Origin of the sequence: Nocardia callitridis (genome assembly GCF_039543305.1) — a bacterium.
Taxonomy (GTDB): Bacteria; Actinomycetota; Actinomycetes; order Mycobacteriales; family Mycobacteriaceae; genus Nocardia; species Nocardia callitridis.
In genome coordinates, this window is the sequence record NZ_BAABJM010000006.1 from 90,905 (window position 1) to 117,724 (window position 26,820).

25 protein-coding genes and 2 pseudogenes are annotated in these 26,820 nt (G+C 65.1%); 14 read left to right on the forward strand and 13 right to left on the reverse strand.

Annotated elements, in window-relative coordinates; translation table 11 throughout:
- Positions 1–59: 59 nt before the first annotated feature.
- The 9 genes and pseudogenes from ABEA50_RS24840 to ABEA50_RS24880 form a co-directional block, all read right to left on the reverse strand.
- Positions 60–410 carry an antibiotic biosynthesis monooxygenase family protein gene (locus ABEA50_RS24840; protein WP_345498348.1) on the reverse strand — a complete coding sequence of 117 codons (351 nt, stop codon included), beginning with the start codon at positions 408–410 and terminating at the stop codon, positions 60–62.
- A gap of 194 nt (positions 411–604) precedes the next feature.
- Complete coding sequence (locus ABEA50_RS24845) at positions 605–2,371, reverse strand: DUF6531 domain-containing protein (protein ID WP_345498350.1); 1,767 nt, start codon at positions 2,369–2,371, stop codon at positions 605–607.
- Positions 2,372–2,473: 102 nt separating this feature from the next.
- On the reverse strand, positions 2,474–3,865 hold the full coding sequence (locus ABEA50_RS24850; RefSeq protein ID WP_345498352.1) for an ADP-ribosylglycohydrolase family protein: 1,392 nt from the start codon (positions 3,863–3,865) through the stop codon (positions 2,474–2,476).
- A gap of 8 nt (positions 3,866–3,873) precedes the next feature.
- A complete protein-coding gene (locus ABEA50_RS24855) occupies positions 3,874–4,602 on the reverse strand; it encodes a hypothetical protein (RefSeq protein ID WP_345498354.1) in 729 nt (242 codons plus the stop codon).
- A gap of 2,904 nt (positions 4,603–7,506) precedes the next feature.
- Positions 7,507–8,166, reverse strand: a pseudogene (locus ABEA50_RS31045) (putative T7SS-secreted protein); the annotation flags it as partial.
- Between the two features lie 2 nt (positions 8,167–8,168).
- The gene (locus tag ABEA50_RS24865) at positions 8,169–8,762 is read right to left on the reverse strand and encodes a type VII secretion target (protein WP_345498357.1); all 594 of its coding nucleotides are present in this window, start codon (positions 8,760–8,762) and stop codon (positions 8,169–8,171) included.
- Positions 8,762–9,157 carry a hypothetical protein gene (locus tag ABEA50_RS24870; RefSeq protein WP_345498358.1) on the reverse strand — a complete coding sequence of 132 codons (396 nt, stop codon included), beginning with the start codon at positions 9,155–9,157 and terminating at the stop codon, positions 8,762–8,764. Before ABEA50_RS24870 ends, ABEA50_RS24865 begins: the two co-directional genes overlap by 1 nt.
- Positions 9,158–9,279: 122 nt before the next feature.
- Positions 9,280–9,531, reverse strand: coding sequence for a hypothetical protein (locus tag ABEA50_RS24875; RefSeq protein WP_345498360.1), 252 nt, complete (start codon positions 9,529–9,531; stop codon positions 9,280–9,282).
- Positions 9,522–9,857, reverse strand: a complete 336-nt coding sequence (locus ABEA50_RS24880; RefSeq protein ID WP_345498361.1) for a hypothetical protein — start codon at positions 9,855–9,857, stop codon at positions 9,522–9,524. Before ABEA50_RS24880 ends, ABEA50_RS24875 begins: the two co-directional genes overlap by 10 nt.
- 352 nt (positions 9,858–10,209) lie before the next feature.
- On the opposite strand from ABEA50_RS24880, the pseudogene ABEA50_RS24885 reads away from it, so the two are divergent.
- From ABEA50_RS24885 to ABEA50_RS24915, 7 genes and pseudogenes are all read left to right on the forward strand, one after another.
- Positions 10,210–11,121 (forward strand): annotated as a pseudogene (locus ABEA50_RS24885) (helix-turn-helix domain-containing protein).
- The gene (locus ABEA50_RS24890) at positions 11,069–11,284 is read left to right on the forward strand and encodes a DUF397 domain-containing protein (RefSeq protein WP_345498783.1); all 216 of its coding nucleotides are present in this window, start codon (positions 11,069–11,071) and stop codon (positions 11,282–11,284) included. Before ABEA50_RS24885 ends, ABEA50_RS24890 begins: the two are co-directional and overlap by 53 nt.
- A 38-nt stretch (positions 11,285–11,322) precedes the next feature.
- Complete coding sequence (locus ABEA50_RS24895) at positions 11,323–11,538, forward strand: DUF397 domain-containing protein (protein WP_345498362.1); 216 nt, start codon at positions 11,323–11,325, stop codon at positions 11,536–11,538.
- A 38-nt stretch (positions 11,539–11,576) separates the two neighbouring features.
- Positions 11,577–11,792: a DUF397 domain-containing protein gene (locus tag ABEA50_RS24900; protein WP_345498363.1), complete on the forward strand. Its 216-nt coding sequence runs from the start codon at positions 11,577–11,579 to the stop codon at positions 11,790–11,792.
- A 38-nt stretch (positions 11,793–11,830) separates the two neighbouring features.
- A complete protein-coding gene (locus ABEA50_RS24905; protein WP_345498365.1) occupies positions 11,831–12,037 on the forward strand; it encodes a DUF397 domain-containing protein in 207 nt (68 codons plus the stop codon).
- 459 nt (positions 12,038–12,496) lie between these two features.
- On the forward strand, positions 12,497–13,189 hold the full coding sequence (locus tag ABEA50_RS24910; RefSeq protein ID WP_345498366.1) for a type I restriction-modification enzyme R subunit C-terminal domain-containing protein: 693 nt from the start codon (positions 12,497–12,499) through the stop codon (positions 13,187–13,189).
- A gap of 152 nt (positions 13,190–13,341) precedes the next feature.
- Complete coding sequence (locus tag ABEA50_RS24915; protein WP_345498367.1) at positions 13,342–14,763, forward strand: ATP-binding protein; 1,422 nt, start codon at positions 13,342–13,344, stop codon at positions 14,761–14,763.
- 231 nt (positions 14,764–14,994) lie between these two features.
- Here ABEA50_RS24915 and ABEA50_RS24920 read toward each other — a convergent pair whose 3' ends face one another.
- The 4 genes from ABEA50_RS24920 to ABEA50_RS24935 all read right to left on the reverse strand — a co-directional run bounded on the left by ABEA50_RS24920 (position 14,995) and on the right by ABEA50_RS24935 (position 19,164).
- Positions 14,995–16,599 (reverse strand): MDR family MFS transporter, encoded by a 1,605-nt coding sequence (locus ABEA50_RS24920; RefSeq protein ID WP_345498368.1) that lies wholly within the window; start codon positions 16,597–16,599, stop codon positions 14,995–14,997.
- Entirely contained in the window at positions 16,596–17,234 is a 639-nt protein-coding gene (locus ABEA50_RS24925) for a TetR/AcrR family transcriptional regulator (RefSeq protein WP_345498369.1), read from the reverse strand. Before ABEA50_RS24925 ends, ABEA50_RS24920 begins: the two co-directional genes overlap by 4 nt.
- Before the next feature lie 94 nt (positions 17,235–17,328).
- Entirely contained in the window at positions 17,329–18,000 is a 672-nt protein-coding gene (locus ABEA50_RS24930; RefSeq protein WP_345498370.1) for a TetR/AcrR family transcriptional regulator, read from the reverse strand.
- A 546-nt stretch (positions 18,001–18,546) separates the two neighbouring features.
- Positions 18,547–19,164, reverse strand: a complete 618-nt coding sequence (locus tag ABEA50_RS24935; RefSeq protein ID WP_345498372.1) for a TetR/AcrR family transcriptional regulator — start codon at positions 19,162–19,164, stop codon at positions 18,547–18,549.
- Positions 19,165–19,262: 98 nt separating this feature from the next.
- Here ABEA50_RS24935 and ABEA50_RS24940 point away from each other — a divergent pair, with 98 nt between their 5' ends.
- The 7 genes from ABEA50_RS24940 to ABEA50_RS24970 are packed head-to-tail and all read left to right on the forward strand — an operon-like array spanning position 19,263 to position 26,682.
- Entirely contained in the window at positions 19,263–20,171 is a 909-nt protein-coding gene (locus ABEA50_RS24940; protein ID WP_345498374.1) for a metal-dependent hydrolase, read from the forward strand.
- The gene (locus ABEA50_RS24945; protein WP_345498376.1) at positions 20,168–21,244 is read left to right on the forward strand and encodes a PDR/VanB family oxidoreductase; all 1,077 of its coding nucleotides are present in this window, start codon (positions 20,168–20,170) and stop codon (positions 21,242–21,244) included. The genes ABEA50_RS24940 and ABEA50_RS24945 overlap by 4 nt, the downstream gene beginning before the upstream one ends.
- A 12-nt stretch (positions 21,245–21,256) precedes the next feature.
- Positions 21,257–21,805, forward strand: a complete 549-nt coding sequence (locus ABEA50_RS24950) for an SRPBCC family protein (protein ID WP_345498378.1) — start codon at positions 21,257–21,259, stop codon at positions 21,803–21,805.
- 2 nt (positions 21,806–21,807) lie between these two features.
- Positions 21,808–23,271: a flavin-containing monooxygenase gene (locus ABEA50_RS24955; RefSeq protein WP_345498379.1), complete on the forward strand. Its 1,464-nt coding sequence runs from the start codon at positions 21,808–21,810 to the stop codon at positions 23,269–23,271.
- Complete coding sequence (locus tag ABEA50_RS24960; RefSeq protein ID WP_345498380.1) at positions 23,268–24,182, forward strand: short-chain dehydrogenase/reductase; 915 nt, start codon at positions 23,268–23,270, stop codon at positions 24,180–24,182. The genes ABEA50_RS24955 and ABEA50_RS24960 overlap by 4 nt, the downstream gene beginning before the upstream one ends.
- Positions 24,183–24,208: 26 nt before the next feature.
- The gene (locus tag ABEA50_RS24965; protein ID WP_345498381.1) at positions 24,209–25,120 is read left to right on the forward strand and encodes an alpha/beta hydrolase; all 912 of its coding nucleotides are present in this window, start codon (positions 24,209–24,211) and stop codon (positions 25,118–25,120) included.
- Between the two features lie 17 nt (positions 25,121–25,137).
- Complete coding sequence (locus ABEA50_RS24970; RefSeq protein ID WP_345498383.1) at positions 25,138–26,682, forward strand: acyl-CoA synthetase; 1,545 nt, start codon at positions 25,138–25,140, stop codon at positions 26,680–26,682.
- The last annotated feature ends 138 nt before the right edge of the window (positions 26,683–26,820 follow it).

The window sequence follows — 26,820 nt, forward strand, 5'->3', positions numbered from 1 at the left end:
AATACGTATCCGACCAGGGTGATCTCAACCCTCGATTCGAACTACAAGTGGTAGTAGCCTCACCGGTATTCGGGCCTCGGTGATAGGGCGTTTACGCTGCCGACCGCCGCGTAGTTCGCCAAGTCCGATTGGATGCCAACGCGGTCGAAGAACTCCCTCGGCTGAAAACCCGCATCGCGGTGAGACTTCTCGACAGCGGTCTTAGCCTGGCCGAGAGCGTCTTCCGACGACCATTCGACAATCGTCACGGCATTGAATCGGCCGGGACCCGAGATCTGCTCCAGCAGTTTGTCGTTGACGAATCCGGGGAGGGTTCGCAGCACGGCGTGCGTTCGGCGGACCTGGCTCCAGAACTCTGTGCGCGCCGCCTCCGGAACGACGAACTTGTCCACGCGGTATACACCCGTCATCAGTCCTCCAATACTCGATCAGACCTCGGGGACGCTATTGCCTCAACTGCGCTCGAGGTCAAGGGCTTGTCTCCGTGGCGCGGTCGTCCCGAGTGCGGGCTGTTGAGCGCAGCCTCGTTCCGCGCCCCTGGCGTCATCATCGAGGAGGAAGCTGTCGCGGCTGTCGTCGGGGATGTCGATTCTGTGCAGGAGATTCAGTGCCCACCAGAACGGCTCGCCCCAGTTGAGCTCGTCATCCGCACCCACCTGGCCGTCCACCGATCGGCTTGGTCTCGGGTCAGTCGCCCCGCGACGAGGTCGACGAAACGCTTTTCGATCTCGTCGATGGTCGGCTGACCGGATTCGTTCATGTCCGGAACGAAGGCACCATAGGTGTATCGGGTGATCGTGCCGCCACGGCTGGTATGGGTGAGCAGATTGCCTTCGCCGTCATAGGTCCAGGATTCGCCGTCGCCGTCCGGATCCGTTCGGCGCAACGGTAATCCGGCGGCCGACCACTCGTAGCGGGTCTGCGCGCCCATGGCGTCGGTGTACAGGATCGGGCGGCCGAAGCCATTACGCTCGAGCCGGCTGATCCTGTGCTCCGGGTCGGTCAACCGCACCGGCAGGCCGGCCGCATCGACCTCGACAGCGGTGCGCGCCCCTTCATCATCGATCATCTCGGCGATCGCACCGTTGGGGTGGTAACGATATCGAGTGTGGGAGCCACCCGGTTCGGTGATCGCCGCCAAATTTCCCGTGCTGTCCCAGTCCTGTTGGCGCACAACCATATCGGATTCGGTGATCTTCGAGGGCCTGCCTCGGAACGCGTACTCGAACGAGATCGTCCGCCCGTCGGGTCGCGTGCTGTGCGCGATATCGCCTTCGTCGGTGTATCGGTGGCGGGTGACCGCGCCGTCGGGGCCGACGACCTGCAACGTGCGGCGGTCTCGATTGTAGTCGTAGTGGGTTCGCCCGCCCGACGGGGCGATCAGATCCCGCAGCCGCAGATCACGGTCGAAGCCGTGGTGAGTGACCGCACCCGTGGCATCGGTGACGGTGGTGAGCGAGCCGGTGCCGTCGGGGAATTCGCGGTGGTCGAAGTCGCTGTCGCCGATGCCGGACGTGCCCCGTTGGAACAGCAGGCGACCGGACTCGTCGTAGGTGTTGACCATCTGGCCGCGGTTGGAGTCCGTCCACGCGGTCATCCGGTGCCGGTGGTAGGCAAACTGAGTGATCGCGCCCGCCGCGTTCGCGACAGAAGTCAATTCGCCAGCTCGATAAGCGAATCCGCGGACCTGGACGGTTGTTCCTCGGTCGCGCACTGACAATCGTGTGACCCTGCCTGAGGCCGTCTCGACCAACACCCGGTAGCCGCCGGAGTGCGTAACCTCCACCGGTGCACCGTATTCGTCGTAGTGGAAACGGACCCGATTACGGAACCGATCGGTGATCGCCGAGACCGCGAAATTGCCCAACCGCGCGTCCGCACCCGCCAACTCGGCCTCGGGTGCGAAATGCCAAATCAGTTCCCGCCGTTGATCCCACACCTGGTAGCCGCCGGTCTCGGTGGGCGTCAATATCCACCGCCGCCGCCCGGTGACCGGGTGGACCGCGACGCCGGTCTCCGAGCGTGGATACGCGAGCAGCACACCGTCTTCGCCGAAGAAGCTCACCCCTTCGTCCTCGACCGCCAGGCGCATATCCAATGTCGCCGACCACGACGGGCCGAACCAGCGCCCGAACCGATAATTCGACAAATGCGTGCGCCGCAACACCAGCGCCAGCACACCGGGCAGTTCGACATCGACGGTCGGCAGCAGAAACTCGCCCGTGGCGATATCGACCGAGCCGTCGGAGATCGTCTTCTCGTCCTCGGCGCGGTCGTGAGTGGCGCCCGATCCGGCCGCCACGGCGTGGGCGCCCCGGTCGGCGTCGGCTCGGCTCTGCGGTGAATGATCGTTATCGCCAACCGGTCTCACGGGATCACCGGGGGCGGTTGCGTTGGAGTCCGACATCATTGCGGTGGTTCCTTGGAGTAACTGACGATGATCTGCTGAATTCGCGGCACCAGCCGCGCCACATCAGGTCGGTGGGTAGCGACGGTGCCATTCGTCGTCGGTGAGTACGTCGCGTAGTTCGGTGGCGATGTCGGTCGCGAGCATGTCGATAGTGTCGACCGACTTCACGGGATCACGAAAGACTTTGGGGACGCTACGGATTCCGTATTCGGCGCCGATGAGCATTCCCGCTACGGCGGTGACCGGTCGCGGTTCGGCCGCATAGTTCAGTGCCAGAATCAGGGCCTCGCGGAGATAGTCGCTGACCATGGCGCTGTAGAGGCCGATGCCGAGTACTTCGGTGGCGTCCGCGCCGCCGCCGGGGAAGTGCTGGCGCAGGTTTTCTGCCTGCATAGGCGCGCGGACGTTGCGTACGAGGCCGACGACTTGGTCGATCATCCCGAGCGTGCGCTCATGGCCTGGGCGGGTCGCTAGCTGTTGATAGCCTGCGGCGAGGCAGTCCAAGAACGGGTGGTCTCGGATTTGCTGATGGAGGACCACCGCGAGCGTCCCCGCGGCGAGATAGTCCTCAGGTTGAGGATGGGTCAGTGCGGCGATGGCCACGGCGAGATCGAAGGTTTCCGAGAGGTCTTCCGACCACACTGCGGCCAGGGCGGCACGTACCAGGACGTCTCCGCCGCGTGCTGTGCTGCGGGGATTTGTTGGGGTTGAGCGAATTCCCGTGGCGGCGAAGGTTTTCAGGGCTTCCATGACGGCGGGATCGGGGTTCCGTCTTACAACGAACTCGAGTTCGTCGGACAGGGGCCCGTCGGGGCTTGCGTAATCGCCTGCAGTTCGAGAGTACTGGCCTCCGTATGTGCGCCAATGGTCCGGCACATCCAGGTCTTCCACCATGTGGCAGAGCCACCGCTGGTACGCGTGTTGCACGGTCGATACCGGATCGACAGGATGCCCGCTGCGCCGTCCGGTCAGTGCACGGACCAGTCCCTCGCCCGTGTAGGTCATCATTTGGCTGATCCAGCAGGACCACATCATGTCTTTGGGCAGGTAGTCGAGCAGTTTGTCTTCGTGTCCCGGGAAGTGGCCGGAATTCCATCGGTATGTTGTCAGCCCATCGCGAGAGCCCGCGAACGCGTCACCGACGGCGGCCGATACCAACGCCCCCCGCAATCGCTCGGCACCGGTCGGCAATGGCAGTCGCAACAAATCCCGCGGACTTTTCAGGTTGATCTCGTCGCCCCGATCGCCGAACTCTACCTCGGCTTCCACCGGTGCTTCTACGTCGACGTAGTGCAGGTTGTAGTCGCTGTTCTCGACGGCGCGGCTGTCCGGTCGGAACGGCACCCGATTGCGCCAGCGTGTTGACCAGGCGGCATACCAGTTGCCGTTCTTCAGGCTGATTCGGTCCGTTCTCGCTTTCGGCCAACCCTTCGCCGCAATCCGAGGGTCTCTCACAGTCACTCCTATCCAATACTCTTCACGCCGTGCCAATGAATTTCTGCTCCGTGCTCCATGAACACTCGCTTACCCAGCCACGAATGGTTTTGCGACTGCCCTGGGAGCAGCCCCGGCGGCCTACCTAGTTCCGTAATCGCCCTGGGGGTAGGGAAATCGGGCGAACCAACAGTGAAATTTTTGCGCATTTTTTCGGCCGGCTGGAGTTCTGCCTCCAGTTGACCTATCCGGCTGTTCAGAGCGTCCCTTTCCGGTCCCTGTGGCAGCAAGTCACGTTCATCCCCGAGTTGCTTGAGCTCGCTCTTGGCATTGGTGATTTCCCTGTTCAGTCGGGGGCGAATCACATCGACGGCCTGTTGCTGATTGGCGAAATGGAAGTCCTGCCGTGCCCATGCGTAGCTTCCGACGTCGATATTGGCTTTCAATGTCACACTGGAAACCCCGGACTGTTCGTACCAGGCGAATAAAGAGTTATTGAACTCGGTGGAGCACCCCTGACCACGGACGTGTGACTGCAGAAAGAAGCTGGAGTGGTTGGCGATCAGACCTTCCGGGTTGTTGTAATACGTCCGGTTCGCGTGCCCAACTTCGATGCCGTTTTCGTCGTAGATCTTGGTACTCATCGACAATCGTTGCGAATCGCCCGTGACTCCGGTGACATCGACACGCAGGCCACCATATTCGCCGTTGATGGCCTGTCGAAGCTGAGGCAGTACTCGCGCCGGGTCGACGGGCATGCCGTCCGGAGGAAACAGATCACGCAGATTCGGCCGGGGCTCGGGTGGTTCGGACGGGTCGGGGGAGCGTGGGTGATCAGGTGGTCCGGGTGGGTCGGACGGTGGATCATCTTGTGCGACTTCACGTCTCGGATGGTCCGGTTCTGGGTGTTCGTGGCCCGGACGAGGTTCGGGCTCGGATTTCGGGCGTTCTGGTTCGGGGTGTTCGCGGCCGGGTCGTGGTTCGGGTTCGGGCCGAGGGGTCCGTGGTGCATGGGGATCTCCGGGCTCGTTTGGATTCCTCTTCCCGCTCGGGTCTCGTGTCGGCTCGTCGGGCCTGTCGCGTCCGGGAGTGGGTTCGTGTACCGGTCTTTCGGGGTGCGCGGCGGTAGGCCGCTCCGGTGGGTGTGAGGGTGCGGGGTGCTTCCTCGGGTGGGGATCGATCGGCGGCTCGGCTGGCCGAGGTCCTGATCTCGGGGTGCCGGTGGTCGGGTCGGGCAGGTCGAGCGAACTGCGCGGTGTCTCGGCGCTGGGCCTGTCGGTAGGGCGTGTGCCGGAGGGGGTTTCGGGTGTGGCAGGACTCGAGTGCGGTGGCCGCGTACCACCTTCGGGGGTTTGGTTTCGCGCTGAGGGCTGCGGTTCGCTGGGGCGGGAATCAGGGGTGGCGCGCGTAGGTTCCGGTGGCTTGGCGGGGGCGTGCTCGCTGGGATTCGGTGAATCACGTAGCGCGGGCGTCTCGTGCGGGGTACCGGCGGGTGGCTGTCGCGGTGGAACATCGGGTGGGTGCGGTGTGGTGGTCTGTCGCGGCTGTGCGGTACCGGGGTCATCGTGCTGCGGCGACCCCGTCCTCGACGGAGTGGAAGAGGGTGTCCGGGCGGTGGGTTGCGCTGGAGTGGAAGGCGTTTGGGCGCCGGGATGACTGGTGAGGTTGCTCGGTGTCGGACGGTGCGCGGATCCCGATGGAGGAGCGCTGTCGGGCTGTACGGGCTTCGGTGATCCCGGTCGCGTTGGTTCGGGTGTGTGGGTTGCGGGGTGTGCTGGGGCGGTGGTTGTTCGAGGGGGCACGTGGCCGGTGGGGTTGGCGGCCTGGTTCGGCGTCGACCCGTGTGGTGGTGCGGTGTCGGGGTGCGGCGTACCGGTCCTTACCGGGGCAGGTGTGTGGGTGACGGGTTGCGGTGGTGTGGAGGGTGTCGGGGTTCCCGGATGGCCACCGGGCTCGGCGGGCCGACGCGGAGCCCAACCGTGCGGGTGTCCGGCATCGGGATGGGGCGGATTCGGTGCGCCTGGTCGCGTTGGTTCGGGTGTACGGGCGGCGGGCTGTGCTGTCGCGGCTGGTGGATGGCTGCTGGGACTGGGGGCTTGGCTTGGGGTCGGGCTGTGTGTGGGTCCGGTGGGCGGCGTGGCTTCGGGGTGTGGATGGGTTGGTGATCCTGACCGTGCGGGTTCGGGCGCGTGAGTGACGGATTGCGCCGGCGTGGAAGGTGTTTGTCCGCCATGGTGGCCGGACGGGTTGGCGGCTTGGCTGGGTGTCGATCCGGGTGGTGGTGCGGTGTCGGGGTGCGGTGGGGTCGGTCGCGCCGGGTCAGGTGTGTGGGTGATGGGTTGTGCCGGAGCGGAGGGCGGTTGGCCATTTGGGGGCCCGGTGGGGTGTGTGGTGTCGGGGCGTAGGAGGTTCGAGGTTTCCGGCTTCCCGGAGTCGAGTGTGTGTGGGGTGGGTTGTGTTGGTGCGGTTGGTGTTTGACTGCCGGGGTGGCCGGACGGGTTGGCGGCTTGGCTGGGTGTAGATGCGTGCGGGGGTGCGGTGTCGAGACTTGGTGCGCTTGGCCGCGCTGGTTCAGAAGGTGTTTGGTTGGTGAGGTTGTTGGTCTGTCCCGGTGACTGTGCGTGTGGATGTTCGGCCGGGGGTGTGGTGTCGGGGCGAAGAAGGTTCGAGGAAGCCGGGTTTCCTGATTCGGGTGTGTGGGTTACGGGTTGTGTTGGAGCGGAGAGTGTCTGACCGACCGGGTTGGCGGCGGAGTCGGGGGCGGGTGGCTCGGGTTTCGCCGGGGAGGGTGGAGTGCTGTCGCCGGGATGTGGTTGTGGTGCGGCGGTGTCCGGCGCTGCGCCGGGGGACTCGGGGCGGCCCGGTTCCTGGTGGGTGTTGGTGGGCTGTGCGGGGGTGGGGCCTGCGTCGGGTGGATGCGGTGAACTGGGTTCGGGGCGTGGCGGTTCGGGTGTGGTCGGTGCTGTGGGTTCGGGGTGACCGGCGCCGGCCGGTTGCGCGCCGGGCGCTTCCGGTGCGCTGTGAGCGGACCCTGGCGGTGCCTGTGGTGCCGTGGGTTGGGGTCCACCCGCAGACGGAGAGTCGGGCAGTCGTGGTGCGGGCGGTTCCGGTACGGGCCTGGCAATTGATCCTGCGGCTCCAGCCGCACCATCGGCAGCTTTGGTCGCGGATTGTGCTGTGGTAGCGGCGGTTTCGGCACCTCGGCCGGCGGCCTGGGCGACGCGGGACACTTCGCCGACTTCACGGACGGCGGACAGTGCGGGCTTGGCGGCGCCCGCGCCGCCGGTGCCGACGCTGGTGACGAGGTCGCCGGTGAGTGCGCCGGCGAACTCGGTCGGGTTCTTGCGCGCATGCGACATCAACGATGTGAGGGTCGCGTGCGGGTCGGCAGCGGCGATGACCATCCCGGTTCCCAGGTCGGACATGCCCTGGTTGTATGCCGCCGGGTGGGTGATGTTGTAGGTGTCGTTCGGGGACACCGTCCGCACGAATTGCACCATGCCGGTGAAGCTGGTCAACAAGCCTTTGTTGAAGCTGAGTTCGGCCTGTTGTTCGGCGGCGCTGGCGTCGGAGATATTGGCGGTCATGCGGTCGGTGAACGAGGGCTCGGTGGGTGCGGTTTCCGTCGCGCCCGTGAGTCCGGCGACCGCGGCTGCGGCGGCATTGTCGCGTTGAGTCCTGGCTCCCCGCAGGATTTCCCTGGCCGCATCCCGCATGGCCGTCCATGTGTCGACCAGCGGGGTGTTCTTCTTCTGGTCGTCGGAGAGCGCGTTCCACGCGGTTTTCTTCGCGTGTTCTTCCGCGTCGGCCTGATTCCACTGCGTGATGGCATCGCTTGCCTTGGACTGTGCGGCGATGACCTCGTAGTACCACGTGTCGAGCACCCCGGCGGCGGCATGCATGGCGTCGGCGCCGCTCCACCACAGTTTCGGCTGTTCGGCGAATTCGGCGTGGAACGCGTCGGCGGTCTCGCCGCGCCAATCCGCGACGTCGATCTTACGCAGCGCGTCACCGGCCTGGTTGATGGAATTACCCATCTGCACGAGCTTCTCGACGACACCGGTGATCGCCGGCGGCTCGCCACGCACCAATTCCTTCGGGTCCTCGGTCGTACCGAGTTCGCGTTCGTCGACCTCACCACCGGTCGCGTCGACCCAACTATCGCCGAGGTCGTCGAGATACTCGCCGACACTATCCGCACCGACCCAACGCGCCGCCGACGCCGCCTTGTCGAGGCCGGAGTCGATGAGTTGTCCGGCCTTCTCGGTGGCCGATTCGATCCCGTCCTCGACTGCGTCGCCTATGTCATCGAAGATCCCCACAACTAGGGCGCCTGTTCACCCTGAATGATCCGTGCCGCCTCCTCTGCGGCACCGGTGTTCCATTCCCTCGGATACCCGATATTGGCCAGCACGTCCGGGGTGATCGCTTGGATCGCCTGCACATTACGGTCGATGTGTTGCTGGGCGTCCGCGAGCGACTGAGCACTGTAGTCGGGATGCAGCGTCTGGTTGACCGGGTTGTCCGACAACGTATCTCCCCACGAACGGCCGTCGATCTCCTGGGCGGACAGGTGCGGATTACCGGCGATGTGGGAATACATTTCTTTGAGCGTGTTCGAGGAGATCTGGTCCATCTCGTGGTAGCGGCCCGCCGCCAAATTCAATGTTCGCGCGATCTCGTTGCCGGTCTGCACCATCGTGCGCACACCCCACGACCACCGCTCGGTGAACGTTTCGAGTGCCTTCTGCACCGACCCCTTGCCCGCCTCCAGCGGCGACAACGCCAGCAGCGAGAATCCACGCCCCACCGCGCCGGTCTCCTTGATGCCCATCTCCGACAACTGCTCGATGATGCCGTTGATCCCGTCCGCGGCCGCCTGCAACACCGCCGGTTCGACATTCAGCTGCTCCGCCATTACCGCACCCCGTCCACGGCCAGCTCCGTGTCATCTATCTTCGGCGGGAACGCCATCGGCGCCGCGCTCATCGCGTCGACCACCACCCCGACCGGCTCGGCACCCGCATCGCAGTCGGCCAGCCGCCACCCCAACAGCGTGTGATACCGATACTCCCCATCCGGCCGCACACCACGCTCGGCCAGCCACCCCGCCAATTCCTCGACACCTGTGAACGCGCCGATCCACCGCACCCCACCCACCACATGGGTACAGATCCGATCGTCTTCGGTCAACGGCACATACAAGGCCGCGTTGCGGAATGCGGCCATCAGCAGGTCTGGTTGCCCGAACCCCGCATAGAACGCCCGAATCTCCGACCGCAAATCTGCCAGGCCATTGTCGACGGACATCATCGACGCCCCCTCCCACGATCCGCGAAAAACATACTCCAGACCAGGAGGGTACTGACACGGCGCGAGTACGGCTTCGGCAGTCGGGAGCCGACCGCGGGTGGCCAGCGGGTACCGCCGTGCGCTCATCGGAGGGTCGATCTGTGCCGATGTCCGCCGCTCCAGCTGGTCAAAGGGGCGAGGCGGGCCATGTTCGGCCATGCGGCGGGGACGAGTACTCCGGCATCGACCAGTCGTAGTTTGGCTTGATGTCGGATTCGGCACAGCGTGGTGGCGCAGTCGATGCGGGTGCGCATGACGATGTGCGCGGATTCGAGATCCATCACCGGAAGTGGGGCGTGCCCGCCGAGGAGGGGATCCAGACGTGTCAGATCCATGACGGAACCCCGGTGTCGTGCCTGGAATAGGTTCGTTCCGGATCGCAGGTGATGAAATCGCACCAGTGCGTGAATGATTCGGGACTGTGGTTCAGATGTCCGATGCTCGGGACGAGCACCGCTTCTGGGTGCTCGATCTGAATGACGCTGATCAGCCGGTGTCGCCAATTCCAATCCTCGTCAAGGGGAATCACCAACGGCAGGCTCGCGGTGTAGCCGAGGCGGCTGGCAACGCCGACAACTTTGGCGACGGCGAATCGACTATGTTCCCGTAACGCCCTTTCCCGAATCATCACCACTGCGACGGCAATCGGGTCTTCCAGCATGTTGATACCCCCTGCTACGGTGCTTCTGGGGCCGCCAGGGGCCAAGGCGCGCAACTCCCGCCATCCCGGATAGGTACTCCGGACCGTTTCCGAGATGTCCACTCCGACAGTGCTTTCCTAGGGCGACCGTGTCGGAGCGACTTCCTGACCTCTGGCGACGGGAGCTACTGAAGCACGTGGTAATCGGCTAATTCCAGCGATCGTGGGTCATCCGCAGAGTTTTCGACGAACCCCCTGTGGGTCACCCACGAGCGGCGCGAGTCGTCACCCATGGGCGGATCGAAAAGTTATCCACGAGAGCGGAACAACATCATCCACGGATGAACCAGCACGAGGGGAGTCGTTGACAGATATGGCAGCTCGGCAGGTGACAACCACCATTCCGCGTAGGCAGCTCGGTCGACAGCTGCGTGAACTGCGGCAGGAATCGGGAATGACGATCGACAACGTGGCGCGACTCATCGAGCGTGGGGCGTCCACGGTGCAGCGGCTGGAAAAAGGTGAAGCGCAAGTTGTTCGAATGGCAGACATCGACGCGCTCGCGAAGCTCTACGGGGTGCCCGAGCAGGTTCGGCGGTTGAAAGCCTTGGCGGCGGAGGCGAACGCCAGCGGCGAAGGATGGTGGCATCGATACCGCGATGCGGTTGCCGACGATTTCGGGCTTTACCTCTCGCTCGAGTCCAGCGCGACGGAGATCAGGATCCATCAGCCGTACCTCTTTGCTGGACTGATGCAGACGCCTAGTTATGTCGAGGCTCTGCAGGTCCCACTGGGCGGGCCGCTACGGCACTGACACGGCCAGCGTGGTTGGGGTAGTCGCGCAGCGCCAACGGATCATCCACCGAAAGTACTCGCCGGTTGTGCTGCGTTTGATCTTCGATGAAGCTGTGCTGCACCGCGTAGTGGGGGCACGAAGGTCATGGCCAACCAGCTCAGAGCTGTTGCCGACTTGCCAGGAAATGTTGCGGTACACGTGATCCCATTGAGGTCCCACTATCCACTCGGCAGCAACATTGGTCCCTTCGTGCTGCTCGATTTCGACACTGCTGAGCCATCCACGGTCTACGCCGAGGCCTACGGCAGCGCCCTCTACTACGAGGAGTCCGAGATCGTTCAGCGGTACAGAGATGCGTATAGCAGTCTCGAGCACGTAGCGTTGAGTCAAGCCGACAGCAAGATGCTGATCAGGAAGATTGCAAGGGAGTATGACGGTGAATGGCGACCTAACGGGGGCGAAGTGGTTCAAAAGCACCCGCAGCGGTAACGGGCATGAGTGCGTCGAAGTCGCTTACCTGGCCAGTGGTCTAGTCGGCGTGCGCGATTCGAAGAACCCGACCGGCCCGGCGCTGGTGTTCGCGCCGGGTCAGTGGGATGCTTTTCTCGGTGGTGTCGCGGATGGTTCGTTCGACAAGACCCAGGGGTTGTAGCGAACGCCGGATCACCCAAGCTGCGAGGGAGTTTCGCGATGCAGACTGGTACATCAGGCGCCGTGTGGTTCAAGAGCACCCGTAGCGGCGCTGGTCGCGATTGTGTGGAAGTTGCTCACCTAGCCAGTGGCCTGGTCGGCGTGCGCGATTCGAAGGACCCGACCGGTCCGGCGCTGGTGTTCGCGCCGGGTCAGTGGGATGCTTTTCTCGGTGGTGTCGCGGATGGTTCGTTCGACAAGACCCAGGGGCCGTAGCGAACGCCGAATCACCCATGCTACGAGGGAGTTTCGCGATGCAGCCTGATATGTCCAGAGCCGAGTGGTTCAAAAGCACCTACAGTGGTGCGGGTCGAGAATGCGTAGAGGTAGCTCATCTGGACAGTGGCCTGGTCGGCGTGCGCGACTCGAAGAACCCGACCGGTCCGGCGCTGGTGTTCGCACCGGGCCAGTGGGATGCTTTTCTCAGTGGTGTCGCTGACGGTTCGTTCGACAAGACCCAGCGGTCGTAGCGAACGCCGGATCACCCAAGCTGCGAGGGAGTTTCGCGATGCAGACTGATATTTCAGGCGCCGAGTGGTTCAAGAGCACCCGCAGCGGTAACGGGCATGAGTGTGTGGAAGTCGCGCACCTGGCCAGTGGTCTGGTCGGCGTGCGCGATTCGAAGAACCCGGCCGGACCGGCGCTGGTGTTCGCACCGGAGCAGTGGGATGCTTTTCTCGGTGGCCTCGCCGACGGCTCTTCGGGTAGGTCCTAGCGGCAGGGAACGCCTGACTATCCGCGTCCGGGTCTTCACTCATCGAGCACGTCAGCGAACTGGGCGCGGATATGCGGTTTGTTGGAGACCTCGCGGACGGCGTACACGCTGCTGCGAGGTCCGAAGCAGCTTTCGATGGTGTCCTTAGTCGGTCGGCACGGCGGGCCCGCAGCAGTCGGATAGCCGCGACCAAATCTTCACCAGTGGCGCCCGCCGCCCAGCAAACCGGAGGAAGCCCCTTGCCAATGCCGGCGTCGACCTCGGCGCCTGCACGAGCAGTCACCCCACAATCCCGAAGCACCGCACCTGCGCGACAAGCGCCCACCCGTACCCGTCATTGACGTGCACCCCATCGCCTGCGCCGTTCGTCCAACGGCGGCGTCATCGCCGAATCAAGATCAACAGGACATCGCGGAGCCTCTATCCGATGGATGCCACCCGCAGGTCCTGATGATCTTGGTGAAACGAAGTGAGTTGGACGATCTTCGTCGGCCGCAGCGACGGATGAACCTCGGTGCCGAGGCGGACCGGATGTCAGCGGTCGGTCGACAATGCCGTGAGCGGTGCCGAAGTGGGTTGGGGCCCGGCTGGTTCGAGAGTGTCGTCTACACCGACTTCACCGATACCCGTGGCGAGGTCGTTGAACGGGATATGCCGGAGATGCGGTCCGGGACCGACGTCGAGCGGTACACCGCTAAGGTGCGTGACTACCTGTGCCGCCAGCCCGAGAACCTCGCGTTACGGAAGCTGCGTTCGGGGAAGTCGTTGACACCAGCCGATCTGGCATCGCTCGAGGAACTGTTGGCCCGCAGCGGTGTCGGGGCACCCGAGGACATGGCACGCGCAGTCGCCAACGCCCATGGCCTCGGGCGATTCATCCGCTCGCTCGTCGGCCTCGATCAGCAGGCCGTGCAGGAAGCATTCGCGGAATTCCTCGGTGAACGCACCGCCACCGCAAGTCAGATCGATTTCGTCAACCTCGTCATCGGCCACCTCACCCGGCACGGCGAAATGGACCCGAAGCTGTTGTTCGAAGCGCCGTTCACCGACGCGGCGCCGCAGGGGCCGACGCGATTGTTCGCCCCCGAGCAGACGCGACGGCTGGTCGGTGTCATCAAGTCGATCAACGACTCGGTGGCGACGACCGCCTGATGCTCCGGTCCATGCCCGGCGCCATCGTCGACGAGGCTCGCGCGGCATAACGGGTGGTCGACGGCCTACGGCGTTGCTATCATCTATGATAGTTTCATAGATGATAGTCTCATCGACTGAAGTATCATCAGCGGCTTGGGTAGGAGGAGTGCGTGGACGGATTTATCGGACGTCGTCGCGAACTCGAGGCCCTTGCCGATTCGCTCGATGCGGTCCGCGGTGGTAGTCGGTCCGGGCGAGCCGGGCGGGCGATCTTGATGCGTGGTAGGCGGCGGGTAGGCAAATCCCGGCTGGTGGAAGAGTTCGTGGAACGGTCCCAGGTGCCGTACATGTTCTTCACCGCGATCGGCGGTTCCCGGGAGGCGGATCTGGCGGCATTCGGAGCTGAACTCGCCGCATCAGATCTTCCCGCTGCCCGGCGGGTGGCCGAGTTCGCCGCCCCGCCGACCTGGGGGGCCGCGCTCGAGATGCTCGCCGGCGTGCTCCCGGTTGATCAGCCGAGTGTGGTCGTCCTCGATGAGATGCCCTACCTCGTGCGCGAGGACTCGACTTTCGAAGGGACCCTGCAGAAGATCTTCGACCGCGTTCTGTCGAAACTACCGGTCCTACTGATCCTCGTCGGCTCCGATGTCGCCATGATGGAACAACTCAACACCTATGGGCGTCCGTTCTATCAGCGTGGCACCGAAATGGTTGTGCCACCACTGAATCCGAATGACGTCGCATCCATGCTCGGCCTTGCTCCAGCCGACGCGTTCGATGCCTACTTGGTGACCGGTGGGCTTCCTCTCGTCCTGGCGGAGTGGCCGCGTGGAGCGACGCTCTGGGAATACCTGGACTACGCATTGCGTCGGCCGACCTCCGCGCTGCTGGTCAGCGGGGAACGCGTCTTGGCGGCGGAGTTTCCGACCGAGGCACAGGCACGCACCGTCCTCGGCGCGGTCGGGCACGGTGGGCGCACATTCACGATGATCGGTCGCGCTGCCGGCGACCTGCAACCCGCATCGCTCACTCGAGCACTCGACATCCTGACAAGTCGTCGGATCATCGCGGCGGAACGCCCGCTGTCGGTTCGGCCGAGTCGCGAGACCCGGTATCGCGTCGAAGACCCGTACTTGCGGTTCTGGCTGTCGTTTCTCGGCCCCGGCCTTCCCACGGTGGAACGGGGCCGTGGTGATCGTGTGGTCGAGACCATTCGGACCAGTTGGACATCCTGGCGCGGGCGGGCAATCGAACCAGTTGTCCGGGAAGCACTATGGCGCATCGCCGACGACTATCTCCCGGAAGGGACCGGGGTCGTCGGAGGCTATTGGACCCGCACCAATGATCCCGAGATCGATGTGGTCGGTGCCGACCGCGGCCCGGTCGCCAAGCGAATCACCTGTGTGGGCTCCGTGAAATGGCGAGACAATGCGACCTTCGATCACCGCGATATCGCTCGCCTCGCCACCCACCGAGCGCAACTGCCCGGCGCAGACGAGGACACCGATCTGCTTGCCGTGGTTCGCAATGTCGGCGCTGTCGAGGGTGTGCGACTGATCGGACCGGAGTCGCTGCTGACGGCTTGGCCGTGAGATCGTCGATTGGCCTCATACCGCTTGGTGCGCAGCATGTTTCGTGGGTGCCGTGGCCGTCCGACCTCACCGAGTGAAGATAGAAGTATACATCTAAGAAGTATAGTTCTATCTTTTTGCCGTTCGCGTCGCAGAGCTGCTGGCCGAGGGGGGTCGGTGTGGGTCATTCATGGCGGCAGCCCCGAATACCCTCTGGCAGAGGGTATTCGGGGCTGACGGCGATGACTGTCGTTACGAAGTAGTGGCTGCCTCCGGCTCGGGGGCGGGGTCCTCGTCGGCGAGGACCGCTTCGCCGCGGGCGACCATGCCCGCCTCGTCGGCCAGTTCAAGGTGTGGAATGAACAGCGAGAGCAGCAGGGCGATCACCGCGCCGGGGATCAGGTACCAGAAACCTGGGACCAGTGCGTGCACGTAGGCGCCGACGATGGCGTCGTGCAGTTCGGCGGGAAGGTTTTTCACCACCTGCGGGATGAGCGCGCCGGGGTCGAGGTGGGCGGCGGCCACCTGTGGGCCGTGTGCGGTGAACACGTCGGTGAGACCCTCGGTGAGGCGGCTGGTGAAAATGCTGCCGAACACGGCGATTCCGATCGCGCCGCCCATCTCGCGGAAGTAGTTGTTCGCGCTGGTGGCGGTGCCGATCTGGTCGGGTTGGACCGCGTTCTGCACCACCAGCACCACGATCTGCATGATCAGGCCGAGGCCCGCACCCATCACGAACAGCATGGCGCCGACCACCCACATCGGGGTCTGCGCGCTGAGCTGTGTCAGCCACAGCATGCCCGCGATGATGATCAGCGAGCCCAGCGGCGGGTAGATCCGGTATTTCCCGGTTTTGGTGATGGCCGCCATGGAGGTCACCAGCGAAAGCATCAGTCCGACCATCATCGGGATCAGCAGCAGACCGGACACCGAAGCCGAAGCACCGGTGGCCATTTGCAGGTAGGTGGGGATGAACGCCAGTGCCGCGAACATCGCGAGGCCGACGACGAGCCCGATCGCCGAGGTCAGCACGAAAGTCCGGTTGCGGAACAGCCACAGGGGCAGCATCGGTTCCTGCGCACGGGATTCCACCACGATGAAGGCGATGATCGCCAGCACCAGTGTCGCACCCATGCCTAGGATCGTCGCGGAATCCCACGCGTAGCGCTTGCCACCCCAGTCGGTGATCAGGATCAGTAGCGTGGTGGCCGCCGACATCAGTACCGCGCCGCCGTAATCCAGTCGCACCGTGGACCGGTGGCTCGGGATGGTGAGGTACTTGAATGCAATGAGCAGCGCGATGATTCCGATGGGGACGTTGATCCAGAAGCACCACCGCCAGTCGAGATGGTCGGCGAACAGGCCGCCGAGCAGTGGGCCCGCCACCGAGGTGATGCCGAAGATCGCGCCCATCGGCGCCATGTATTTGCCTCGGTCCTTGGCCGGGACCACGTCGGCAATCGTCGCCTGCGCCAGGATCATCAGCCCGCCGCCGCCGACGCCTTGCAGGCCGCGGAAGACGACGAACTCCCAGAACCCGGTCGCCGCCGCCGCGCCGATGGAGGCGGCGGTGAACACGGTGATCGCGAACAGGAACGGCCAGCGCCTGCCGTAGAGGTCGCCGATCTTGCCGTAGATCGGCATCACGATGGTGGTGGCCAGCAGGTACGACGTCGCGGTCCACGTCATTTCGGAGACGCCGCCGAGGTCGCCGACGATCGTGGGCATGGCGGTGCCGACGATCATCTGATCGAGGCTGGCCAGGAACATCGCCGCGATCAGCGAGGAGAAGATCAGCCAGATTCGTTTCTGGGTCAGCACGATCGGTGCTGACGGCGAATCAGTCACGGTGGTCATTCGGCACGTCCGCTCTCGCTGTTGTGGGGGTGATCGAACAATCGGGCCGCGGCGGCGCAGTGCGCCTGCATGGCCTCGCGCAGTGAGGTGGTGGAGTCTTCGAGCATCATGGTGGCGGCTCGCACGGTGATCGTCGTCATGATCGAGGCGGCCATCGCGGCGAGGTCACTGGAAACCTCCTCGCCGAGCCGGGCATTGAGGATCTCGTGGATCTCGGCCTCGTGCGCGGCGCCAGCGGCCATGAAGGCGGCGAGGACGCGGGGTTCGCGGTGGACGATCTCGGTGACCATCATGATGCCTTCGCGCACACTGCCTTCGGACTCCATGTCGGGGACCTGAAGCTCCACGAGGTCGTTGATCAGCACACCGGTAGGACCGCCCGCGATGAAGTGCTCGCGCGTTTCGGGTGTGCCGATCAGTTCGATCGGACCGACCACCGCGTCCATCTTGGTGTCGTAGTAGTTGAAGAACGTTCGGGGGGAAACGCCCACGGTCTTGGCGATGCCCTCGACGGTTGTCGCGTCGAGTCCGTGCTCCAGCACCGATCTGCGCGCGGCCTGGCAGAGATCGAGCAGGGTCTTGCGCTTCTTCTGTTCACGCAAGCCGATCGGAGGTTCGGCGGTGTCTTCTGCCATGGCGAAAAATTAACACAAACTGCAATATTTCGCATACTGCAATATTTATCCGGGCGGATGAATGCCGTTGACCAGGGCTTATGCGGCAGTTTGCCTAGTGTGGTGGGACGCCGAGCAGGCGCAGGGTGAGGCCGTGGAATCGGTCGGTGAGTGCGGGCAGGCGGTGCACCTCGCCGTTGATGAGGTGCTCGGCGACGTGCTCGACGATCATGCCGACCGCCGCGAGGTATGCCTCATCGGGCGCGGGCGGCCACCCGGGGTGTTCGCTGCGCGCCGCCTCGTGCAGGGTGTGCAGCATCGTCGCGAACTTCCGGTCGCCGCGCAGCCTGTCCGTCGCGCCGCGGATACCGGTGGCGGGCAGGTCGATGATCAGGCACTTGGTGAATTCCGGTTCGCCCGCGCACATTCCGAGGTACGCGCCGATGGCGGCGCGCATGGCGGCCAGTGGGGCAAGCTCGGCGGTGGCTTTGCTCATGGTGTCGAAAAGCGTTGCGGCACTGGCAGTCGCGGCGGCAAGGAAGCAGTCTTCGATATTGCCGAAGTGGGTGTAGAACTCGCGCCGTGAAACCCGTGCCCGCGACACGATATCGGCGACGTTCGTGTCGATGTACCCCTTGTCGGCGATAGCCGAGATCGCCGCGCGCAGTAGTCGATCGTGCTGGCGTTCACGCGCGACGGCCACCGGAAGTCGGCTACGCCCACGTGGCAGTCCTGGCTGCTCCGGGGGGTAGGTAGCCGCGAACCGTGATGTCCCCGGCTGGTTCACGCGCCCCAGCATAGACGAGCCCCCGAGTCCGAACCTTCGACTTGCGTACTCGCACACGCACACATACTGATTCCCGGCCGCCTGGTCGCCGAGCGTGCGATCAAGTTCCGGGCGCCGCGGTTCGCCAGAGGGCGCTGATCGGTAGGCAGGCCAGGCGGTCGCCGAAAGGAAGCTGCTGATTGCCACAGTAGAGGACGAAGCCCGCGTGAAACCGAGAGCCGAGTCGACGCTGTAACAGGCGAATCGGGCGAAAGTCCTCCGCGCGTACGGTTTCCGCTGCCTTCACTTCGATGGCGACGATCCGACCCGCACTGTCTTCCATGATCGCGTCGACCTCGTTGCCGTCGCGGTCTCGGTGTCCGCCATGGCTTCGGTTACCAGCTGTTCGGCCCGCCGTGGCAGATAATCGACTGCTTCGCGCAGGGGGTCATCGTACCCACTGATGTGGATCTGCCGAACACCGCGTAGTGGATCGGCCGAGTGTTCGGTTGTGGATCTGCCGAAAAATTTCTCGGTGGATTATCGCTTCTGCCAGGTGTATCGACGTCAGCCCCGGAGGATGGGGACCAGATAGGTGCGTGCGAAAGTGTCGAGTTCGGCGTCGGTTTCCGAGGGGATCGCGCCGTGTGGTTGCAGGATGAGCGAATGCACAACGCGGCACATGATCTCGACGCGCGCGGGCAGGTCGGGGGAGTCGGGCAGCAGGTCCTTGTCGACGGCTCGGCGCAGCACCTCGGTCGCGGTGAAAACGCACATCGCGAAGACCGGTGCGCCTTCGGTGGTGAGCTGCGGTAACACGCGGTCGGGCTCGACGTCGAGCATGCGGGTGACCAATGGGTGGGTGCGCCAGAGGGTGTACACCGTGCGCAGGATGTCGGTGACCAGGTCGGCGAGATCGTCGTGCCGGTCGGGGATGTCCTGTAGCGCGGCCAGTGCCCGGCCAACCTCCCTGGTGGTGACCATTTTGACGACGTCGTCGCGGGAGCCGACCCTGCGGTAGACGGTGACCCGGTCGACGCCCGCTCGACGGGCGATGTCCTCGATCGTCGTCTTCTTGATGCCTACCAGTCCGAACTGGTCGAGCGCGGCGTCCAGGATGCGCGATTCGAGCGAGCCTGGCTCGGCTTCGCCCGCGCTCGGTGAGGTGGGGGACGTGGAGGTCACGCCATTGAAGCTAACAGAGGACTCCATTCGTGCAACATTTTCGATTGATTTGTTGCTGCAACATTGCAATGTGATTTGTAGCTCTGTACGTTCGGGGTATGGCAGTTCGAGGCAAGACCAGTGGGCGTGACGCGGCGAATCGTTATGCGTCCGAAGCGCATGCGATCAACCCCCGCGATGTGCACTTCGACTTCGATTCCGTGCCCATGCACTACATCCCCGGTGAGGTGCTCGCGACCCACATTGTCAACGTGATGCACCTGGTGCTCCCCGAGGGCGAGCGGGCGATGGCCAACACCCTCGCCGAGGCGCTACCGCTGATTACCGACGAGCGACTACGCGAGGAAGTCGCGGGATTCGTCGGCCAGGAGGCCATGCACGCGAGCAGCCACGAACGCGCTCGTCACCACCTGCAATCGATCGGCCTCGACGTCGAATCGTATGTCGGTGCGGTCGCGTGGCTGACCGACCGCCTGCTCGGCGACCACGGTCTCACCGGCAAGGCGAAGGACGAATGGCTGAAGGAACGCCTCGGCTTGTTCGCGGGCATGGAGCACTACACGGCGGTGATCGGCGAATGGCTGCTCGAGGCGAAGGTGTTGGAGGACAGGGGAATGCACCCCACGATGCTGGATCTGGTGCGTTGGCACGGCGCCGAGGAGGTCGAGCACCGCAGCGTCGTCTACGACGCGTTCATGTATGTCGACGGCAGCTACGCGCGCAAGGCGCGGACCGGCGTGCTCGCCGCCATGACGCTGCTTCCGCTGTTCATCGCGTCGACGGCCTACCTCTACCGCAAGGACCCGGAGCCGAAGAAGGGCCGCTTCTGGCCACTGCAGTTCGCGAATGCCACCGCACGCGGGGTTATTCCGAAGTTCACGGTGTTCTTCACCGAGCTGCCGCGCTACCTGCGGCCCGGTTTTCATCCTTCCCAGCTCGGCTCCATGGACGCGGCGCTGCGATACCTCGCGCAGTCCCCTGCGGCGCGCGCGGCCGAGCACCGATGACGGTGGGTGTGATGGCTCCCGAGTTCACCCCGTCGTCGGGGCTGCGAGCGTTGGCCGCGGCGATGGACGTCTACAAGCGGGTCTTCGTCGCCGGTCCGAGCGCGCCCCTGCTGTCCCGGTCGAATCCGGTGCGGCGCAGCGGATTCGATCTCGATGTCGTTGTCGAGTCGGTGCGCACCGAAGCCGAGGACGTGCGCGTGGTCCACCTCGTGGCACCGGACGGCGGGCGGTTGCCGACGTGGACGCCGGGTTCGCATCTCGACGTGTTCCTACCGTCGGGACGGCAGCGGCAGTACTCGCTGTGTGGTGATCCCGCCGACCGGCGGCAGTACCGCATCGCCGTGCGGCGGATCGCCGACGGCGGGGGTGGTTCGTGCGAGGTGCACGAGGCGTTGCTGCCCGGCGCCGCATTGCGTATCCGTGGTCCGCGCAACGGCTTCAGCTTCGTGAACACCGCGCCGACGTATCTGTTCGTCGCGGGCGGCATCGGGATCACGCCGATCCTGCCGATGGTGCGGGTCGCCGCGGCGGCCGGTGCGCGTTGGAAGCTGGTGTACCTCGGGCGATCTCGCGCGACGATGCCCTTTCTCCCTGAACTGGTCGGCTACGGTGACAACGTCGAGGTGTACCCCGACGACGAGTACGGAATCGCCGACATCCCCGAGGTGATCGCGCGTGCCGAACCCGGTGCGGCCGTGTACGTCTGCGGTCCGCCGCCCGTGCTCGCCGCGGCACAACGCTGCACCTTCGCGGTGAACCCGACGGCCTCGCTGCACACCGAACGCTTTTCTGCCGCACCGGTACTCGACGGCGAGCCGTTCGAACTGCGGTTGGCGCGCACCGCAACCACGGTGACCGTCGGCGCCGACGAGACCGCGCTCGCCGCCGTGCGTCGGGTGTTTCCCGGCGTCGCCTACTCCTGCCAGCAAGGATTCTGCGGCACCTGCAAGGTCGCGGTACTCGCGGGCGAGGTCGAGCACCGCGATCGGATCTTGCTCGATGCCGAGCGTAAGGATCGAATGCTCACCTGCGTCTCACGCGCGGCGGGCGATTCGTTGGTCCTGGATCTGTGAACAGGCAGATCTGTGAACAAGCACGAAGCCATCGAAAGGACAACGTTGTCCCTCGCGTCCAGCTATCCACTGAACGAAGCCGACGACACGTTTCTCGCGAACGCGACGTGCCGGCACGTGCATATCGTCGACCTGCCCGCACCGGTACCTCGGGTGTGGGACGCGTTGGTCGCCGACGACGCCCTGGTCTCGTGGTCGCCGGTGGTGACCGACGCGAACTGGACCTCGCCGCGTCCGTTCGGTGTCGGCGCCACCCGTAACGTGACGTATGGGCATGTATTCCGTGTGACCGAGCGTCTGTACCGCTGGGACGACGACGAGCGCATGAGCTTCACCGTCGACACCGCCTCGATCCCCGGAATGCGCCGACTCGCCGAAGACATCAGGCTCGTCGACAAGGCCGGTGGAACGCGACTGACGTGGACGTTCGCCATGGAGGGTGAAACGCCTCTGCGTCAATTTGTTGAACTGGTGAACCCGGTGAGCCGGTTCATCACCTCCACCATCGCCAGCGGCGTCTACGCGCGGCTGCTGCGCCGACACGACTGGATGGTCCGATAATCGTGACAGCACAGGAACAACACCACGCCATCGTGATCGTGGGCGCCGGATTCGCGGGCATCGGCCTCGCGATCAAGTTGCGCGAGGCGGGATTCGACGATCTTGTCATCCTGGAGCGTGCCGAGGAACTCGGCGGCACCTGGCAGGCCAATACCTACCCTGGCTGCGCCTGCGACGTCCCCTCTCAGCTCTACAGCTATTCGTTCGCGCCGAACCCGAACTGGTCACACACCTACGCACCCCAGCGCGAGATTTTGCGCTACCTGCACCACGTCGCCGAAACCCACGACGTGAACTCCCATATTCGGTACCGCGCCGAAGTGGTGGACGCGCGATGGGACGAACAGCGCGCGCTCTGGCGGATCGAGACCGCGGTGGGGGTCATGACCGCGGACTTCTTCATCTCGGCGACCGGGGTGTTCAGTAACGCGAAGTATCCGCGCCTGCCCGGCCTGGATTCGTTCGAGGGCAAGACCTTTCACTCACTGCACTGGGACCATGAACACGACCTCGCGGGGGAACGGGTCGCCGTGATCGGCACCGGGGCCTCGGCGGTGCAGTTCGTACCCGAGATCCAGCCCGAGGTGGCTGAACTGGCGCTGTTCCAGCGGTCGGCGCCGTGGATCGTCCCGAGGATGGACCGGCCGACACTCGGCCTGGAGCGCCTGCTGTTGCGCCGAATGCCGTTGGTGGGTAAGGCGATTCGTGGCGGCTACTACACGATGATCGAGGGCTTCGGCCTGATCGGCTTCGTCGACACCCGCTTCCGCCACCCCTACGAACTGCTCGGCAAATGGCAGTTACGTCGCCAGGTCGCCGACCCCGCCCTGCGCGCGAAACTGACACCCGACTACATGATGGGCTGCAAACGCGCGATCTTCTCCGACGCGTATCTGCCCGCGCTGGCTCAGGACAATGTCGAGGTCGTGACCTCGGGGATCGCGGAGGTCCGCGCGCACTCCATCATCGACCGCGACGGTGTCGAGCACGAGGTGGACACCCTCATCTTCGGCACCGGATTCGAGTCGACCCCCGGCGCGTTCGAACGGTTCTTCGGCAGCGAAGGCCGTAGCGCCGCAGATGTATACGAGCAGCGACCGCAAAGCTACCTGGGGACGACACTGGCGGGTTTCCCGAACTTCTTCTGCACGCTCGGCCCGTTCGGCGCCGCGGGCAATCAGTCGGCGATCTACATGATCGAGTCACAGCTCACCTACATCGTCGATGCGCTGCGCACCATGCGTGCACGCGGCGCCCAGCGCGTCGAGGTGCGCGCGGACGTACAGGAGGCGTTCGTGCGCGAAATGGCCGAGCGCAGTCGCTCCACGGTGTGGTTGACCGGCGGATGCGAGAGCTACTACACAACGGCGGATGGCGGCAATGCCGGTCTGTATCCCAACTGGAGCTTCGAATATCGGCGCAGGACAAGCCGTTTCGATGTCGAGTCGTACGAGGTGAGCGCATGATCGGCCGTTTGCTCGCGCGGGTTCCCGGTGCGGCGGAGCTGGACGTCTTCGGACTGTTGCCTACCGGCGACCCCAGCTACGACGTGCGCGGCAAGGTGGCGATGGTCACCGGCGCTGGTAAGGGCATCGGCTTCGAGCTGGCCAAGATTCTGGTGGCGCGGGGCGCCTCGGTGGCGTTGGTCGACGTCGACGAGTACGGAATCGATTACGCCACAAGAGCCTTGGGAGAGCGCACCTTTCCTGTGGTCGCCGATGTCCGGGATCGCGCCGGGATGCGCGACGCCGTCGACCGCGTGGTCGAACGGTTCGGGCAGCTCGACGTGGTGGTCGCCAATGCTGGGGTGGTCCCGGCGATGTCGACGCTGCGGGTGCTCGACGGCGCCGACTTCGACCGGGTGATCGGCATCAACCTGACCGGTGTGTTCAATACCGTCCGGCCCGCGCTCGATCACATCGTCGCGGCGAAAGGCCATGTGGTGGTGGTCTCTTCGGGTGCAGCACTGACGCCGGGACCCACCGGCTCGCCATACATGATCAGCAAGGTCGCGGTCGAGCAACTCGGCAGGGCGCTGCGTATCGAACTGTCGGCCGCTGGTGCCAGCGCGGGTGTCGCCTACTTCGGCGTCGTGGAGACCACGATGACCAGCGACGCACTCGATGACGACGAACTCGGCGGTCAGCTGGCCGAATTGTTGCCGTGGCCACTGAATGTGCGGATCAGTCCCGCGCAGGCCGCTACCACCATCGCCGACGGTATCGCGCGGCGCGCGCCGCGCACCTTCGCGCCGAAGGGCTGGCAGCCCTACGCGTTGCTGCGCGGCCTGGTGAATGTCGCGCTCGACAGTCGGCTCGCCAACGACAGCAGGATCCACGACCTGGTGCGCGAGGTCGAACGCCGCGCTGGCGCGTGATCGTGCGAGGTTCGTCGCGGACCAGGATGATTCGTCGGATCGCTGGTTCGACGGTGCGTCCGTTGCTCGAACTGGCTCCGAGCAACGCGGACACCGTGCGGGTCGCGCGCGAAGTGCTTGCCGGTGCCATGCGGATGCTCGGACCGCCGCTATCGGGAACGACGGTGACACCCGTCGATGACCACGGGGCGCGCGGCGAATGGGTGTACGCGCGCCGTCTCGGTGCGCTCGACGCGGTGATCCTCTATGTGCACGGCGGCGGCTACGTCGCGTGTTCGCCGCGCACCCATCGCGGGATCACCTCGCGGTTGTCGGCCGCGACCGGCATGAAGGTCTTCGCCGTGGGTTACCGACTCGCACCGGAGCATCCCTTTCCCGCGGCCGTGCACGATGTGGCGGCCGCGTATCGGTGGCTGCTCGGCCAGGGGTTCACGCCCGATCGCATTGTGCTGGCTGGCGATTCGGCGGGCGGTCAGCTGGCGGCCGATCTGGTGCTGGCGAACGCGCGTGCCGCGACACCGCAACCCGCCGCGCTGGTGCTGTTCTCGCCGATGGTCGACCTGACGCTCACGATCGCCGCGCGCCACGAGCGCACCCGCCGCGACCCGCTGATCTCGGTGCCGAAGGTGCGCTCGTTGGTCGAGATGTATACCGGTGGTAGTGCGCACCCTCGGCTCGAGTTACGTCCGGAACAGGGAATGGTGCTGCCGCGCATGCTGATTCAAGTCGGCGATGCGGAGTTCGTCGCCGCGGACGCGGTGGAACTCGCCCGTCGATGGCATGCCGTCGGCGCCGAAAGCGAGCTTCAGATGTGGCCGGATCAGCTGCACGTATTCCACGCGTTACCCGTGCTGGCGCCCGAGGCGTCTTCGGCCTATCGGGCCGCCGCGCGGTTCATCAGCGCGAGTCTCGAATCCGATACCGCGCACGCGGTGTAAAGGAAAGGCCTGTCCTCATGTACCTCACCCAAGGTTTGCATCGCGCCGTGCAACAGCACCCGGACGGTGTGATGCTCGTCCACGGCGAGCGCAGCAGCACCTTCGCGCAGGTCGCCGACCGGGTGGCCCGGCTGGCGGGTGGGCTGCGCGATCTCGGCGTCCAGGACGGTGACCGGGTGGCGATCCTCGGGCTCAACTCCGACAGATACGGCGAATACCTGCTGGCGGTGCCCTGGGCGAACGCGGTGCTCAACCCCGTGAACATCCGGTGGAGTGCTGCCGAGATCGCCTACTCGCTGCGCGATTCACAGAGCACCGTGCTGTTGGTCGACGACGCTTTCGCGCCGCTGCTGCCCGCGCTGCGGGCGGCGTATCCCGGTCTGCGCACGGTGATCCACTACGGCGATGGACCGACCCCGGCCTCGACAGTTTCCTATGCGGAACTGATCGCCGCCTCCGCACCCGTGCCCGACGCTCGTCGCGGCGGCGACCAACTCGCCGGGCTCTATTACACCGGTGGCACAACGGGCTTCCCGAAGGGGGTGATGCTCAGTCACGCCAACCTGATCAGCTCCGCCTTCGGCGCGTTGGCCACCGGCTACCTGCCCGAATTCGGTGCGCGTTGGTTGCACGCCGCACCGATGTTCCACCTCGCCGACCTCGCGGGGTGGAACGCACAGGTCATTCTCGGCGGTGCCCACGTGATCATCCCGATGTTCGACCCGCTCGCGGTCTTGCGCGCGATCGACGCCCACCGGATCACCGATGTGCTGTTGGTGCCGTTGATGGTGCAGCAACTCGTGGACCACCCCGCCTGCGCCGACTACGACCTGAGCAGCCTGCGCCACATCATCTATGGCGCCTCGCCGATCTCCGAGGCGCTGCTCGAGCGCGCGATGAAGGTGTTCCCCAGCGCGGGCTTCACCCAGTGCTACGGCATGACCGAGCTTGCTCCCGTGGCCACCCTGCTCGGACCGCAGGACCACACCGCGCGACTGCTGCGCTCGGCGGGCAGGGTCGCTCCGCATGTCGAGGTGCGCATCGTCGACGAACAGGGCGCCGAGGTGGCGCCGGGCACGGTCGGGGAGATCGTCGCCAGCGGGCCGAACGTGATGCTCGGCTACTGGAACCGCCCCGACGACACCGCCGCGGCCCTGCGCGACGGGTGGATGCACACCGGCGACGGCGGCTACTTGGACGATGACGGGTACCTGTTCGTCGTCGACCGGATCAAGGACATGATCGTCAGCGGCGGCGAGAACGTGTACTCCGCGGAGGTGGAGAACGCCATCGCCACCCACCCCTCGGTCGCCGCCTGCGCGGTGCTCGGCGTACCCGATCAGGACTGGGGTGAGCGCGTGCACGCGGTGGTGATCTGTCAGCCCGGCGCCGAGCTGAGCATCGAGGAGCTGCGCGAGCACACCAAGACATTGATCGCCGGATACAAGGCGCCGCGCAGCCTGGAGGTCGTCACCGAGCTGCCCGTCTCCGGCGCCGGGAAGATCGTCAAACGCGAACTGCGCGAGAAGTATTGGGGAGACCATGCGCGGCAGGTGAACTGAGAGCTGGGTGCCGTCGCCGAACCGCGTTGCCAGAAGCGATGCGGCAGCAGTGGGCTTTCTCGCTCGCGACGTCGGGCAAGATCAGCGCCGACGACACTGTTCGGACGCCGCGCGATGAACGGAAACGGGTGGCCGTGT